This window comes from Limnohabitans sp. TEGF005 (assembly GCF_055394835.1).
In genome coordinates, this window is record NZ_AP029226.1 from 2,056,700 (window position 1) to 2,071,990 (window position 15,291).

General features: G+C 58.8%; 15 protein-coding genes. 5 read left to right on the top strand and 10 right to left on the bottom strand.

Annotation, left to right across the window (positions count from 1 at the left end):
- Nucleotides 1-22: 22 nt before the first annotated feature.
- Together ACZ5RG_RS09930 and ACZ5RG_RS09935 are read right to left on the bottom strand one after the other, a co-directional pair.
- A complete protein-coding gene (locus ACZ5RG_RS09930) occupies nt 23-424 on the bottom strand; it encodes an RNA-binding S4 domain-containing protein (protein ID WP_315236962.1) in 402 nt (133 codons plus the stop codon).
- The gene (locus ACZ5RG_RS09935) at nt 421-1,383 is read right to left on the bottom strand and encodes an SDR family oxidoreductase (protein WP_298597797.1); all 963 of its coding nucleotides are present in this window, start codon (nt 1,381-1,383) and stop codon (nt 421-423) included. Before ACZ5RG_RS09935 ends, ACZ5RG_RS09930 begins: the two co-directional genes overlap by 4 nt.
- Nucleotides 1,384-1,430: 47 nt before the next feature.
- Here ACZ5RG_RS09935 and ACZ5RG_RS09940 point away from each other — a divergent pair, with 47 nt between their 5' ends.
- Nucleotides 1,431-2,471, top strand: a complete 1,041-nt coding sequence (locus ACZ5RG_RS09940; protein WP_464446944.1) for a CDP-6-deoxy-delta-3,4-glucoseen reductase — start codon at nt 1,431-1,433, stop codon at nt 2,469-2,471.
- A 114-nt stretch (nt 2,472-2,585) separates the two neighbouring features.
- Nucleotides 2,586-3,548, top strand: a complete 963-nt coding sequence (locus tag ACZ5RG_RS09945; protein ID WP_464446945.1) for a Bug family tripartite tricarboxylate transporter substrate binding protein — start codon at nt 2,586-2,588, stop codon at nt 3,546-3,548.
- Nucleotides 3,549-3,640: 92 nt separating this feature from the next.
- Here the strand turns inward: ACZ5RG_RS09945 and ACZ5RG_RS09950 are convergent, their stop codons facing one another.
- From ACZ5RG_RS09950 to ACZ5RG_RS09980, 7 genes are all read right to left on the bottom strand, one after another.
- Entirely contained in the window at nt 3,641-4,357 is a 717-nt protein-coding gene (locus tag ACZ5RG_RS09950; protein ID WP_108312747.1) for an ABC transporter ATP-binding protein, read from the bottom strand.
- 1 nt (nt 4,358) lies between these two features.
- Nucleotides 4,359-5,144 (bottom strand): ABC transporter ATP-binding protein, encoded by a 786-nt coding sequence (locus ACZ5RG_RS09955; RefSeq protein WP_233253773.1) that lies wholly within the window; start codon nt 5,142-5,144, stop codon nt 4,359-4,361.
- Between the two features lie 11 nt (nt 5,145-5,155).
- A complete protein-coding gene (locus ACZ5RG_RS09960) occupies nt 5,156-6,232 on the bottom strand; it encodes an ABC transporter permease subunit (protein WP_312260655.1) in 1,077 nt (358 codons plus the stop codon).
- Between the two features lie 11 nt (nt 6,233-6,243).
- Complete coding sequence (locus tag ACZ5RG_RS09965; RefSeq protein WP_464446946.1) at nt 6,244-7,173, bottom strand: branched-chain amino acid ABC transporter permease; 930 nt, start codon at nt 7,171-7,173, stop codon at nt 6,244-6,246.
- 186 nt (nt 7,174-7,359) lie between these two features.
- The gene (locus ACZ5RG_RS09970; protein ID WP_464446947.1) at nt 7,360-8,658 is read right to left on the bottom strand and encodes a replication-associated recombination protein A; all 1,299 of its coding nucleotides are present in this window, start codon (nt 8,656-8,658) and stop codon (nt 7,360-7,362) included.
- A gap of 16 nt (nt 8,659-8,674) precedes the next feature.
- A complete protein-coding gene (gene lolA / locus ACZ5RG_RS09975) occupies nt 8,675-9,319 on the bottom strand; it encodes an outer membrane lipoprotein periplasmic chaperone LolA (RefSeq protein WP_464448199.1) in 645 nt (214 codons plus the stop codon).
- Between the two features lie 47 nt (nt 9,320-9,366).
- On the bottom strand, nt 9,367-11,766 hold the full coding sequence (locus tag ACZ5RG_RS09980; RefSeq protein ID WP_464446948.1) for a DNA translocase FtsK: 2,400 nt from the start codon (nt 11,764-11,766) through the stop codon (nt 9,367-9,369).
- 164 nt (nt 11,767-11,930) lie between these two features.
- On the opposite strand from ACZ5RG_RS09980, the gene trxB reads away from it, so the two are divergent.
- From trxB to rpmG, 3 genes are all read left to right on the top strand, one after another.
- The gene (trxB, locus tag ACZ5RG_RS09985) at nt 11,931-12,890 is read left to right on the top strand and encodes a thioredoxin-disulfide reductase (RefSeq protein ID WP_315236976.1); all 960 of its coding nucleotides are present in this window, start codon (nt 11,931-11,933) and stop codon (nt 12,888-12,890) included.
- Nucleotides 12,891-13,277: 387 nt separating this feature from the next.
- On the top strand, nt 13,278-13,511 hold the full coding sequence (rpmB, locus tag ACZ5RG_RS09990; RefSeq protein ID WP_026039317.1) for a 50S ribosomal protein L28: 234 nt from the start codon (nt 13,278-13,280) through the stop codon (nt 13,509-13,511).
- A 26-nt stretch (nt 13,512-13,537) separates the two neighbouring features.
- Nucleotides 13,538-13,708 carry a 50S ribosomal protein L33 gene (gene rpmG / locus ACZ5RG_RS09995; protein WP_006298735.1) on the top strand — a complete coding sequence of 57 codons (171 nt, stop codon included), beginning with the start codon at nt 13,538-13,540 and terminating at the stop codon, nt 13,706-13,708.
- A gap of 336 nt (nt 13,709-14,044) precedes the next feature.
- Here the strand turns inward: rpmG and ACZ5RG_RS10000 are convergent, their stop codons facing one another.
- Nucleotides 14,045-15,256 (bottom strand): DesA family fatty acid desaturase, encoded by a 1,212-nt coding sequence (locus tag ACZ5RG_RS10000; protein WP_464446949.1) that lies wholly within the window; start codon nt 15,254-15,256, stop codon nt 14,045-14,047.
- Between the last annotated feature and the right edge of the window lie 35 nt (nt 15,257-15,291).

Sequence of the window (15,291 nt, forward strand, 5' to 3'; positions counted from 1 at the left end):
CTTTTTTCTTGGGCGTTTCAAATCAATCGATCCCCGCACTCCAACGGTTGTCCCACGTTTTTTCGATTTGCCGCCGATCGCGTTTGGTGGGGCGGCCTTGCTCGATGCTGTGGGCGGGCTCGCGGGCTAGGCGGTTTTGTTCGGCGGCTTTTTGGCGGGCCTCGATGCTTTCTGGGGTTTCTGTGTACAGCAACTGCGCCACCGGGGCCGGGCCGCGCACCGCACTCAAACCCTGCACCACGACCGTGCGCTCAACAGCCCCTTGTCGCAGGCGCACCGTATCGCCCGGTTTGATTTCTTTAGAAGGCTTGGCGTCTTGTCCATTGACCTGCACACGATTTTTGCCCACCTCATCGCTGGCGATGCTGCGGGTTTTGTAAAAACGTGCGGCCCACAGCCATTTGTCGATGCGCAGCGAGCTCATCGCGCCCTCGCAAACAAGGCGCCTTGCGGGCTCAAGCCATCACGCACATGCGGATAGCGAAGCTGGATCTTCAGTTCTTTCTTCATGCGGGTGTTGTCCAGACGCCTTGACTCGTTCATGAAGCTCAACAACATCAAAGGCAAGGCTGCGTTGGCATCGTGGCGTGAAATGCGAGGTGGCTTGGGCAAGCCGTACAAGTTGGCGGCCAAGTCAAAGTAGTCGCCCATTTTCAGATCGGTGTCATCGGTCACATTGACCACGCGCTGCGGTTTGCCACGCCACAAAGCGGCGGCACAAGCCCGCGCCAGATCGTTGGCATGGATGTGATTGGTGTACACATCTTCTTTGGCCACCAACACGGGCGTGCCCTTGAGCAAGCGTTCACGGGGCGTGCCGCCCTCGCGGTCAGGCGCATAGATACCGGGAATGCGCAGCACGCTCACGCGCACGCCGCTGCGCCCCAAAAATCGCATCAAACTCTCGGCATCGACCCGGCGCTGTGCGCGGGGTGTATGCGGTTTAACAGGGCGCGTTTCACCAACCCGTTGTCCAGCGCAATCGCCATACACCCCTGTGGTCGAGCCATAGACCAGCACCAAGGGCGGCGTGCGCAAACGCAAAGCACGCACCAAGGCCAGGCTGCGCGGGTCTCGTGCAGACTCGCCACGGCGATCGGTGGGTGGAGGGGCCAAGTGAATCACTCGGTGGGCAATACCGGCCAAGCGTTTCAAACTGCCCGCATCGTCCAGATTGCCCTGCAAAGGGGTGATGCCGCAGGCCCGCAGCAAACGCACACGCTCGGGCGAAGAGGTCAGCGCCATCAAGCGCACACGCTGACTTTGAGGCGCACCCAATTGGCCTGCTGTGCGCAAGCCCACATCGCCACAACCCACGATCAGGATGCGTTGGCGACGGAAGCGGGCAGGCAAAGCGCCCAAGGGGGTTTGGTTTGAGGGCAAAATCAGGGGTTCCGGGTCGAATGCAACCCCTCAAGGATACCCAAAAGATGAGCTTTCAAATTTCCGTACAGCCCAGTGGCCGCAGCTTCACTGCCGATGACAACGAAACCCTGTTGGTCGCTGGCATCCGCCAGGGCATCGGCTTGCCTTACGGCTGCAAAGACGGCGCCTGCGGCTCGTGCAAATGCAAAAAAATCTCGGGCACCGTGGTGCACGGCGCACACCAGGCCAAAGCCCTGAGTGACGAAGAAGAAGCACAAGGCCTGGTGCTGACTTGCTGCGCCACCGCCCAAAGCGATGTGGTGCTCGAATCCAAGCAGGTCACCGCCGAAGGCGGCTTGCCCGTCAAGAAGATGCCGGTGCGCGTGGTCAGCCTGGAGAAAAAATCACACGACGTGATCGTGCTCAAACTGCAGTTGCCGGCCAACGACGTGATGAAGTTCCACGCTGGCCAGTACATCGAGTTTTTGCTGCGCGACGGTTCACGACGCAGCTACAGCATGGCCAACGCCCCACACACATTGGAAGTGGCACCGCCCACGGTGGAGCTGCACATCCGCCACATGCCCGGCGGCAAGTTCACCGACCCGGTTTTCACCACCATGAAGGAAAAAGACATCTTGCGTGCCGAAGGCCCGTACGGCAGTTTTTACCTGCGCGAAGACAGCGACAAACCCATCGTGCTGCTGGCTTCGGGCACCGGCTTTGCGCCCATCAAGGCCTTGATTGAGCACATGCAGCACCGCGGCATCACCCGCCCTGCCACGCTGTATTGGGGCGGTCGCCGTCCGTCAGACCTGTACATGGCCGACTGGGTTGAAGCCCGCTTGGCCGAGATGCCCAACCTGCGCTATGTGCCGGTGATCTCGAATGCCGAGGCACAAGACTCATGGACGGGCCGCACGGGCTTTGTACACCAGGCCGTGTTGCAAGACTTTCCGGACCTGTCGGGCCACCAGGTCTATGCCTGCGGCGCACCCATCGTGGTGGACTCGGCCAAGCGCGACTATGTGAGCCAAGGCGGTTTGCCCGAAGAAGAGTTTTACGCTGACTCGTTCACGTCTGAGGCTGACAAGGCGAAAAGCTGACGGGAATGCTGCGATGCCGTTTCGTGTCGGTCGGAGTTTCCGCGACGACACGATGGCATCGGTTCAGGCCCATCGCAGAGCTCAAACCACCGACCCACATGAAAAGGACACACCATGCATCGCCGTGATTTTTGCCTGAGCGCTTTGACTGCCAGTTTGACTGCCCCGGCTTGGGCGCAAGGCAAGCCGATCCGCATCATCGTGCCCTATGCACCGGGTGGTCCGATTGACGTCACGGCGCGGGCACTGGCAGAGCGGGTCAAAGACAGTTTGGGCACCGTGATCATCGAGAACCGCCCCGGCGCTGGTGGCAATCTGGGCGCCGACCTGGTGGCCAAAGCCGCACCCGACGGTCTGACGATCGGCATCGCGGCCACGGCCACGCATGCCATCAACCCCTGGTTGTTTGCCAAGATGCCGTATGACGCCAGCCGCGACTTTGCGCCCATCACGCAAATGCTGCGCGTGCCCAACGTGCTGGTGATGAATGCTGAAACGGCGCAGCGCCTGCACATCAACACCTTGGCCGATTTGGTGGCTTATGCCAAAGCCAACCCGGCCAAGCTGAACTTTGGCTCTGGCGGCAACGGCAGTGCGGGCCACCTGGCGGGTGAAATGTTCAAACGTGCAGCGGGCATTTTTGCGGTGCACATCCCCTACAGCGGGGGCAACCCGGCCCAGTTGGCCTTGTTGTCAGGGCAGGTCGACTTCAACTTCGACAACCTGGCCACTGCAGCGGCCAACATCAAAGCGGGACGACTCAAGGCCTTGGCCGTGACCACGGCGCAACGCAGCGGCGCACTGCCCGACATCCCGGCCATGAGCGAAACCTTGAAAGACTTCTCTATCGACACTTGGTGGGGTTTGGTCGCACCTGCGGACACGCCGCGCGATGTGGTGGACAAGCTGAACAGGGCTTTTGTTGCCGCGCTGCAAGCGCCCGAAACCAAAACACGCTTCGCACAACTGCTGGCCGAACCCGTGGGCAACACACCCGAGCAATTTGGCGCTTTCATGAAGAAAGAGCTGGCTCGCTATGAAAACGTGGTCAAGGCCAGCGGCGCACGGGTGGACTGAGCTAGCTGCCAACGAACCAAGGAGATGGACCCCGGATCAAGTCCGGGGTGACGGTCTGATGAGTCAACTGCCCGTTGCCGGGCAAATGCAAATCACTCGCCCAAATAGGCGGCACGCACCTTGGGGTCTTCCAGCATGTCTTTGCCCACACCGGTCATGGTGATGAGGCCGGAATCCATCACGTAGCCGCGATCGGCAATGGCCAATGCGCGGCTGGCGTTTTGTTCCACCAGCAACACCGTGACGCCTTGCGCGTACACGTCGCGCACCACTTCAAAAATCTTGTCGACCATGATGGGCGACAAGCCCATGGAAGGCTCATCCAGCAGCAAGACTTTGGGACGGCTCATCAAGGCACGGCCCATCGCCAGCATCTGCTGCTCGCCACCCGACATGGTGCCCGCCAACTGGTCCTTGCGTTCGCGCAGACGCGGGAAGATGGTGAACATCTTCTCGATGTCATCTGCGATGCCAGCGGCATCCGAGCGGATGTAAGCGCCCATTTGCAGGTTTTCGGTGATGGTCATGCGGGTGAACACGCCACGGCCTTCCGGCACCATGGCCAGACCTTGCTTCACCAAGTCCCAAGGGCCTTGGCCTTTGATGCTCTTGCCCAAATATTCGATGTCACCGGCTTGCAAGGGCAAGGTGCCCGTGATCGCCTTCATGGTGGTGGTTTTGCCCGCACCGTTGGAGCCGATCAGCGACACCAGTTCGCCTTCGCGCACTTCGAGGCTCACGCCCTTGACGGCCTGAATGCCGCCGTAGCCGACTTGCAGGTCTTTGACTTTCAAAAGGATGTCGGCCATCTCAGTGTCCTCCCGTGCCCAAATAGGCTTCAATCACTTTTTCATTTTTCTGCACATCGGCAGGCGTGCCTTCGGCAATTTGCTTGCCGTAGTCGAGCACCGTGACGCGGTCACACAGGCCCATGACCAGCTTCACATCGTGCTCGATCAGCAAGATGGTGCGGTTGTCTTTGCGGATCTGGTCGATCAACTCGCGCAGCTGCACTTTTTCGGTCGCGTTCATGCCAGCGGCAGGTTCGTCCAAGGCGATCAGTTGAGGATCGGTGGCCAAGGCGCGGGCGATCTCAAGGCGACGTTGATCGCCATAAGACAGCGTGCGGGCTTTGTAATCGGCGTATTTGCCAATGCCCACGTAGTCGAGCAACTCTTGTGCACGTTGGGCAATGGCTGCCTCTTCGGCTTTGAAGCTGGGTGTGCGGAAAATCGCCCCCAGCAAACCCGAGTGGGTGCGCACATGGCGGCCCACCATCACGTTTTCCAGCGCTGTCATTTCAGCGAACAAACGGATGTTTTGAAACGTTCGGGCAATGCCAGCCTTGGCGACTTCGTGCACCGCCGTGGGCTGGTAAGGCTTGCCTGCCAGTTCGAAGGTGCCGCTGTCGGGCGTGTACAAACCGGTGATCACGTTGAAAAACGTGGTCTTGCCCGCGCCGTTGGGACCGATCAGGCCATAGACCTGACCGCGCTGAATGGTCATGCCCACATCGGTGAGGGCTTGCAAACCGCCGAACCGCTTGGAAATACCCGAAACGTTGAGAACGGTGTCTTTGTTGGCTGTTGGATTCATGTTCTGCTCCTTCATTTCGTCTTGAGCGATTTGCCATGCTCAGGCGAAGGCCACAGCCCCCGAGGACGCATCAACATGATCACGATCATGGCCAACGCCACCAACAACTGACGCATGATGGAGGCATCGAGACGGCCCCCGGTCAACTCTTGCAAAGGGCCCGCCACGTAGCGCAGCACTTCGGGCAATGCCGACAACAAGATCGCGCCCAAAATCACACCCGGTAAGTAGCCCAAGCCACCCAGCACGACCATCGCCACAATCATCACCGACTCCATCAGGCTGAAGGACTCGGGCGAAATGAAGCCCTGGAAACCGGCAAACATGGCACCCGACACGCCGCCAAAAGTGGCGCCCATACCAAAAGCCAGCAACTTCAGGTTGCGGGTGTTCAAGCCCATGGCCTTGGCCGCGATTTCGTCTTCACGAATAGCCATCCAAGCGCGGCCAATGCGCGAGATTTCCAAGCGGTGCGAGATCAAGATGGCCACCAGCACCAAGGTCAAGAACAGGTAGTAATACAGCGACACCGAGGCGATTTCAAAATCGCCAATCACCAGCTTCTTGCCCAGGTTCAGGCCAAAGATCGAGATCGGATCGATCTGGTCCAGACCTTTGGGGCCGTTGGTGATGTTGACGGGATGGTCCAGGTTGTTCATGAACACGCGGATGATCTCGCCAAAACCCAGAGTCACGATGGCCAGATAGTCACCGCGCAACTTGAGTGTGGGCGCCCCCAGCAACATGCCAAACAGGCCCGCCAACGCGGCCCCGACGGGCACGATGAGCCAAATCGGCATGTGCATGCCCGCAGGAAACGCGGCAGCGATCCACTCGAACGTGTTGGTCAGGTGTGGCGAAGACAGCAGGCCGTACATGTAGGCCCCCACCGCAAAGAAGGCCACATAGCCCAAATCGAGCAAACCGGCATAGCCCACCACGATGTTCAGGCCGATGGCCAACAAGATGTAGAGCAAAGCCATGTCGGCAATGCGCACCCAGGCGTTGCCAAAGATCTGAAGGATCAAGGGCAAGGCGATGAGCGCCGCACCGATCAGAAGGAATTGAAATGTTTTGTTGTTTTTCATGTCGACCTCCATCAAGCGCGATCGGCCACGCGCTCACCCATCAGGCCCGAGGGGCGCAGAGTCAGCACGATGATCAACACGATGAACGCAAAAATGTCGGTGTAATGGCTGCCCAGCACACCGCCCGTCAGTTGGCCGATGTAACCCGAGCCAATGGCTTCGATCAGCCCCAACAAAATGCCGCCGATCACCGCACCCGACAAGTTGCCAATGCCGCCAAACACCGCTGCAGTGAAAGCCTTCAAGCCAGGCAAAAAGCCCATGGCATGTTGTGCTGTGCCGTAGTTGGAAGCGTACATAACGCCCGCAATGGCCGCCAGAATGGCACCGATCACAAAGGTGGCCGAAATCACCATGTCAGGCTTCACGCCCATGAGGCCCGCCACGCGGGGGTTCTCGGCCGTGGCCCGCATGGCGCGGCCCAGGCGGGTGTAGTTGACCAACCACATCAGCACAGCCAATGCGACAGCGGTCACGCCCAAAATCATGATTTGTGTGGGTGTGATGACGACGCCGCCCATGTTGATGGGGGTGCTCGACAGCAATGTGGGGTATGCCTTGTAATTGGGCTTCCAGATGATCATGGCCAGCGTCTGCAGCAAGATGCTCATGCCGATGGCGGTGATCAGGGGAGCCAACTTGGGGCTGTTGCGCAAAGGTCGGTAAGCGATCTTTTCAATGGAAAAATTCAAGACCACGGCCACCACACAAGCGATCAGTGTGGCCAAAATCAGGATGACCCATCCTGGTGCACCCGGCATGGCGTCTCGCATCATGCCGATGGCGGTCCAGCTCGTCAAAGCCCCCACCATCAGCACTTCACCGTGTGCAAAATTGATCAAGTTGATGATGCCGTAGACCATGGTGTAGCCCAAGGCCACCAAGGCGTACATGCTGCCCATGACCAGGCCGTTGATGACCTGCTGGAAGAAGACGTCCATATATTTCTCCGTGTTTTGACCTGCGCTTAGCAGGTCTTCGCGTCGGTTGTTGTTATCAAGTCAGGCACACCTTTTGGGCAAGCCCTGACCACTAGCAAAAAACCCGCCAGATCTGCGCAACATCGGGCGGGGTGGCGGGATTGTAGTGAAAGAAAGTATCGCGTCAGTATTCAATTTACTCGGGAATTACCCTGTGCCTGAATTTCTCTTTCGCAGTTCTTCCAGTTTGTCCGCAATTTTGATCTCCAACCCCCTGCGCACAGGCCTGTAAAAGCCTGGTTCGGCCATGCCGTCGGGCAAATAGCGCTCACCCGCCGCAAAGCCGCCTTCTTCGTCGTGCGCGTAGCGATAGCCCTTGCCGTAATCCAGGTTTTTCATCAGCTGGGTCGGGGCATTGCGCAAGTGCATGGGCACCGGGCGGGTACCGTCTTTTTTGACGAATGCCTTGGCCTCGTTGAAGGCTTTGTAAGCGGCATTTGATTTGGGGGCCATGGCCAAATAAATCACGCCCTGCGCCAGCGTCAACTCGCCCTCGGGACTGCCCAGGCGCTCGTACACATCGGCGGCGTCCAGCGCCATGCGCAGGGCACGCGGATCGGCCAAGCCAATGTCTTCGCTGGCCATGCGGATCAATCGCCTGGCCATGTAGCGCGGGTCTGCACCACCATCAAGCATACGAACGAACCAATACAGGGCGGCATCGGGGTCTGAGCCACGCACGGACTTGTGCAAGGCACTGATGGTGTCGTAGAACTGCTCGCCGCCTTTGTCGTAGCGGCGCATGCGTTCACCCAAGACCCGCATCAACCAGGTGTCCGTGACCGGATCGATGGCCTCTTGCTTGGCCGCCATGGACAAGGTTTCGAGCGTGTTGAGCAAGCGCCTGGCATCGCCATCGGCATAGGCCAGCAAACGGGCCAGCGCCTCGGGCTCGATTGAAGGAATCGCGTTGATACCTTGCGCCCGAACCACGATTTTTTGCAGGTCGTCTTCGGTCAAGGGCTGAAGCACGTACACGGCAGCCCGCGAGAGCAAGGCCGAATTCACCTCGAAAGAAGGGTTTTCGGTGGTGGCACCAATGAAAGTAAACAAGCCGCTTTCAACGTGCGGCAAAAACGCATCTTGCTGGCTTTTGTTGAAGCGGTGCACCTCGTCCACAAACATGATGGTGCGCTGCGGGTGCAGGCCAGTGCGGGCAGCCTCGGCCTTTTCAACCGCTTCACGGATGTCTTTGACACCGCCTAAAACAGCGCTGATGCTCAAAAATTGGGCATCAAATGCATCGGCCATCAAGCGGGCAATGGTGGTTTTACCCACCCCCGGCGGGCCCCACAAAATACAGCTGTGCGGCTGGCCCGACTCGAACGCCAAACGCAAGGCCATGCCCTCACCCAGCAAATGCTGCTGGCCAATCACCTCACCCAGGTGCTTTGGACGCAGGCGCTCGGCCAACGGGGCATGGGGCGACAAATTGACAGCTTTCATCCGACCTGCTCACACATCAAGGCTTGATCACATCAACACCGGCAGGGACTTTGAATGCAAATGTATGGGCAGGCAAGGTCGGGTTGATCTCAAAACCCGAGAACGTCAGCACCGAACGCTGGCCCAGGTTGTCCTGCACATCCAGCACGGCCAATTCAGGCCCTGCGGCCGCAGAACGCAAACCCACCATCACAGCGCGAATTTGCCCGTCCGGCGATTGAGGCGTGGCACGCACCCACTGCAACCCATCCCGTTCGGGCTCGGGTGCGAATTGAAAATCGGCTTTCAAGGCTTGCAAGTCCGATGCGGCCGTCAACAAGGCGGCCGGGGTCGAGCCCAGTACCTGCGACTGCTTGCGCGCAGTGACCTGGTTCAACTCGACATCGTGCAGCCAAAGTGTTTGGCCATCGGCCACCAAGGTTTGCACAAAAGGCTTGCGGTAATCAAAGCGAAACTTGCCTGGCCGCTGGAATTCAAAACTGCCACTGGATGTTTTGGTGCGAGGTACCTGCCCTGCCCTGCTGGGCGAAGTGACCACCTGCGTGAACTGCGCACGCCCGCTGCGGGCTTGTTTCATGAACTGGGCCAACAGGTCAACGCCATCGGCTTGGGCATGAACGCCCAAAGCCATTGTCGACACGGCCAACAAGCCCTTGCCCATGAATACCAGCACCGTGCGGCGCGACCCAAATTTGTTTTGCATCGTGGTCACTCGGCCCGTGCAGGGACCAATATTTCACGCTGACCGCTGCCGCTCATGCTGCTGACCAAGCCGGCTTTTTCCATGTCCTCCACCAAGCGGGCTGCACGGTTGTAGCCGATCTTGAGATGACGCTGGACCAAGGAGATGCTGGCTTTGCGGTTCTTCAGGACCACCTCGACCGCTTGGTCGTACATCGGGTCTTTTTCTGCGTTGTCTCCCTCGCCCAGCATGCCGCCATCGTCGTCCACCGTGCCGCCTTCGAGCACGCCTTCGATGTAATCAGGCGCACCCTGGCTTTTGAGGTAGTTCACCACGCGGTGCACTTCTTCATCACTGACAAAAGCACCGTGTACACGGATCGGAAAACCGGTGCCCGAAGGCATGTACAGCATGTCGCCCATGCCCAACAAGGCTTCGGCCCCCATTTGGTCGAGGATGGTGCGGCTGTCAATTTTGCTCGACACTTGAAACGCGATGCGGGTTGGGATATTGGCCTTGATCAGGCCGGTGATCACGTCCACGCTGGGGCGCTGTGTGGCCAAGATCAAGTGGATACCGGCCGCGCGGGCTTTTTGGGCCAGACGGGCGATCAACTCTTCGATCTTCTTGCCCACCACCATCATCAAATCGGCCAACTCGTCGATCACCACCACGATGTGCGGCAAACGCTTGAGCGGCTCGGGATCGTCTGGGGTCAGGCTGAACGGGTTGTAGATGAACTCTTCACGGGCCGTGGCTTCGTCAATCTTGACGTTGTAACCGGCCAAATTGCGCACGCCCATCTTGCTCATCAGCTTGTAGCGCTTTTCCATCTCGGCCACACACCAGTTGAGGCCGTGCGCGGCCTGGCGCATGTCGGTGACCACCGGGGCCAGCAGGTGCGGAATACCTTCGTAGACCGACATCTCCAGCATCTTGGGGTCGATCATCAGCAAGCGCACATCGCGGGCTTCGGCCTTGTAGAGCAACGACAAAATCATGGCGTTGATACCGACCGACTTACCCGAGCCGGTGGTACCCGCCACCAACACGTGGGGCATCTTGGCCAGATCGGCCACCACCGGGTTGCCAATGATGTCCTTGCCCAGCCCCATGGTCAGCATGGACTTGGCCTCGTGATAGACCTGAGAGCCCAATATTTCGCTCAGCTTGATCGACTGGCGTTTGGCATTGGGCAACTCCAGCGCCATGAAGTTTTTGCCAGGAATAGTTTCGATCACTCGAATCGACACCAGGCTGAGCGAACGCGCCAAGTCTTTGGCCAGGTTCACCACCTGCGAGCCTTTGACGCCCGTGGCAGGCTCGATCTCGTAACGCGTAATCACCGGGCCGGGGGCCGCAGCCACCACGCGCACCTCGACACCAAAATCCTTGAGCTTTTTCTCAATCAGGCGGCTGGTCATCTCCAGCGTCTCGGGCGACACTGTTTCTTGCCGGATCGACAGACTGTCGAGCAAACCCACTTGCGGCAGCTTGCTGTCGGGCAATTCTGTGAACAGTGGTTTTTGACGCTCTTTGACCACCCGGTCACTGCGCGGCACATCCATGACGGCAGGCTCAATCACCATCGCTGGGGGCTGCGGTGCAGGGATTGGCAACGGCTCCAGATCCAGCTGCCCCCCAGGCGCTGGGGCCAAAGGGTCCATGTCCCACTGCGGCTCAATGGCTTGCTTGGGCATGGCTTGTTGACGTTCGCGCAAAGCCTGCTGGCCCAGTGCCAAGTCTTCCTGAATTTCTCGCTTTTCGTGGCGGTACTGGATCAAGCCATCAATGCGCCCGCCCACCACCTCGGCCAGCTGGCCCCAAGAAAAGCGGAACACCATCGCAACGCCCGAGACCACCAGCGCGATCCCCACCAATGCCGCACCCGTAAAGCCGAACCAGCGCACGCTGACTGTGCCCACCAAATAACCCAATGCGCCGCCACTGTGGCCAGGCAAATGCGCCTCCAAGCGGTACAAACGGGCCCACTCGATGCTGGCGCTTGCCGACAGCAAAACCAGCAAGCCGATCCAGAAAGTCCAACGACTGCGCCGCTCGTGGGCCGCAGGGGACGTGTCCTCTCCCGCTGAACCTCTCATCCAGCGAGCCAGTCCCACCAACCAGGCGCGCGCAGCTGCCGCCAGACACCACCAAACGGAATAGCCGAGTCCAAAATAAGCCAGGTCAGCCAACAAGGCCCCGCCCCGACCAATCCAGTTGCGTACCGTTTGTCCGCTCCCAGAGGTGGACCAGGCAGGATCGGATGCTTGATAACTCAGCAAAGCCAAAATGCACAGCAAAAGCAAGGCGCCGCCCATCAACAAAGCGATTTCTTGGGCAAATCGCGCCCAAAACGTTTGAGGTTCCTCAACCTCCTTGGCTCGGGCCGTGGGGTTGATCAATGTGTGCAGTGAATAGGTCATAAATTAGGCCTCAAGCTTACCCGATCAAGCCTCCGTTCAGACAGCGCACGCGCCTGCATGAAACCCTCTCGGCCTGCTGACTTTGGTGGTTTCTTACAATCACCCCATCCGATGCATTGCATTGACTTTGTATTTCAACCGACCGCCTAACCCGATTGCACACCATGTCCGCCACATCCAAACACGCCCAAGTCCTGATCCTCGGCTCCGGCCCTGCCGGTTACACCGCCGCCGTTTACGCCGCTCGCGCCAACCTGAAGCCTTTGTTGATCACCGGCATGGCCCAAGGCGGCCAGCTCATGACCACGACCGAAGTCGACAACTGGCCTGCTGACGTGAATGGCGTGCAGGGCCCCGAGCTGATGCAGCGCTTCCAGGAGCACGCCGAGCGCTTCAACACCGAAATCGTGTTCGACCACATCCACACCGTCAAACTCGACCAGCGTCCATTCACCCTCATCGGTGACAGCGGGACCTACACCTGCGATTCGCTGATCATCGCCACAGGCGCTTCGGCCAAATACCTGGGTCTGCCTTCCGAAACCGCCTTCATGGGACGAGGCGTGAGCGGCTGCGCCACCTGCGACGGCTTTTTCTACCGCGAACAGCTGTGCTGCGTGGTCGGTGGCGGCAACACCGCCGTCGAAGAAGCACTCTACTTGTCCAACATCGCCAGCACGGTCTATTTGATTCACCGCCGCGACAAGTTCAAGGCCGAACCGATCTTGGTCGACAAGCTGATGGAGAAGGTCGCTGCAGGCAAGATCGTGCTCAAAACCTTCCAGACTCTGGAAGAAGTGCTGGGTGACGCATCGGGCGTGACGGGCGTGCGCCTGAAAAGCACGGTAGATGGCAGCTTGCATGACATCGAACTCAAAGGCTGCTTCATTGCCATCGGGCACGCCCCCAACACCGAAATTTTCCAGGGCCAACTCGAACTGGAAAACGGCTACATCGTGACCCAAAGCGGTTTGAAAGGTTTTGCCACCCAAACCTCGGTACCCGGTGTTTTCGCCGCCGGCGATGTGCAAGACCACGTTTACCGCCAGGCCATCACCAGTGCCGGCACGGGCTGCATGGCCGCGCTGGATGCTCAGCGCTTTCTGGAACAAAACAACGGTTGACGGCTGCACCTTGGTCAGTACAGCAGGCTGAAAGGACGCTTGGGTGCCGCCTGCGCACCTGAGCAAAGGCGTTGCGGGTGCCTGCTGGGATGATGTGTCAAAGCGAAGCGCCTCTGAACCCCGGCAGGCACCCGCAACGCCTCAGCAGCGCGGGCAAACCAAACATCCATTTGTCACAAACCCCAACCCAAGAGCCCAAGCCCCGGCTTTCTGGCTATAATCCAAGGCTTTGCTGCTTCTGCCCGGACTTTTCGACCGGGATCACAGAGTCAGCGATCTGGGATACCGCCACCCATCTTGGCGAGGTGAGGCTGGAACGCCAGGCCCCATGCAGTTCTGCATGAGACCCATCGGCACCAGCTGTTTTAAAAGTATCGGAGTGTCCACATGGCACGCGTTTGCGACGTAACGGGCAAAGGCCCAATGACGGGAAACAACGTTTCCCACGCCAACAACAAAACCAAGCGCCGGTTCCTGCCGAACCTGCAATACCGTCGTTTCTGGGTTGAAACAGAAAACCGTTGGGTGCGTCTGCGCGTTTCCAGCGCTGCTCTGCGCCTGATCGACAAAAACGGCATCGATGCCGTGCTCGCAGACCTGCGCGCACGCGGTCAAGCCTAAACCCAGAACATTAGGAGTCATACACCATGGCAACCAAAGGCGGACGCGAAAAAATCAAGCTGGAATCCACAGCTGGCACTGGTCACTTCTACACGACCAGCAAAAACAAAAAAACAATGCCCGAGAAAATGTCGATCATGAAGTTCGACCCAAAAGCTCGCAAGCACGTTGAATACAAGGAAATCAAGCTGAAGTAATTCAGCCTGAGCCTTCTCACAAAAAACCCGCCTCTGGCGGGTTTTTTGTTGTCTGATCCAAAGTCGAATTGACCGGTCGGTGGCTGTTGAGAGCGCCCTCGCCACAACGGCCATCCCGAACCTGACCTGGGACAGGGGACAGGGACCCGGGAACCATGCGCCCGAGCCAGCACTTTGAATAAACCCAAAGATGGACCCCGGGTCAAGCCCGGCTGACATCACGCTTGCTGGAATGGCATCAAATGCCCAGGCCGGCATCCAAAGCAGGGGTTAAAACCTGATCAATTCCATAGAAAAAGGGCCCGAAGGCCCTTTTGGATTGAACGCCGGAAGCCGTCAGGCCGTCTGGCGAACAGCTCGCAGCTTCACCGAGAAGTCACGCAAAGCAGCAATGCCGCTTTCTTCAGCACGGCGGCACCAGGCTTGCAAATCAGCAGCAAGTTGCTCACGCGAATGCGAGGTGTTGAGCCAAATCTGGCTGAGTTCTTCACGCATTTGCACCATTTTGTCGAGGACCGGACTGGCTGCACGGGCTTGCTTGAGCTGCGCTTGGGCATCAGCAGGCACCTTGGCTGCGTCACGGTGCAACCAGCGATTGGCCGCCTGCATCACGCTGGCGTCCACCTTGAGTTTGCTGGCCTCTTGTTGCAACACGCTGTGCAGATTGCGAGCGTAGTTGGCCATGACCTCGTAACGGTTGGCGATCAGGGCTTCCAATGTCTTCTCGTCGGCCACAGGGCGGATATCGCCATAAGCCAGACGGGGCGGCGTCTTTTTGACGGTGGCCATGCCCAGAGTTTCAAGGATGCGGATGTACAGCCAGCCAATGTCGAACTCGTAAGGCTTGACCGACAGCTTGGCTGATGTGGGGTAAGTGTGGTGGTTGTTGTGCAACTCTTCGCCACCGATCAGGATGCCCCAAGGCGAAATGTTGGTGCTGGCGTCGTGGGCCTCAAAGTTACGGTAACCCCAATAGTGCGCCGCACCGTTGATGATGCCGGCCGCCGTGATCGGGATCCAGGCCATTTGGACCGCCCACACGGTCAAACCCAGAAAACCGAACAAAGCCACGTCAATGATCAACATCAAGGCCACGCCCTGCCATGAAAAACGGGTGTACAAGTTGCGCTCGATCCAATCGTCTGGCGTGCCGTGGCCAAAGCGCTTCATGGTTTCCAGGTTCTTGGATTCCTTGCGGTACAACTCGGCACCCGTGAACAGCACGGTTTTGATGCCGTGCACGTGCGGGCTGTGCGGGTCTTCGGCTTGCTCACACTTGGCGTGGTGCTTGCGGTGAATAGCCGCCCACTCTTTGGTGACCTGGCCCGTGGTCAACCACAGCCAGAAACGGAAGAAGTGCGAAGGAATCGCATGCAAGTCCAGCGCGCGGTGCGCTTGGTGACGGTGCAGGAAAATCGTGACGCTGGCGATGGTGATGTGGGTCAAGCCCAAGGTGATGAACACCATTTGCCACCAAGAGAAGTCGAACAAGCCGTGGCCCATCCACTGAATCACAGAATCCCAAAAGGCCCAATCAGGCAACAACATGAGTTTGTCTTTCTACTGACGCCTGATTTCAGGCA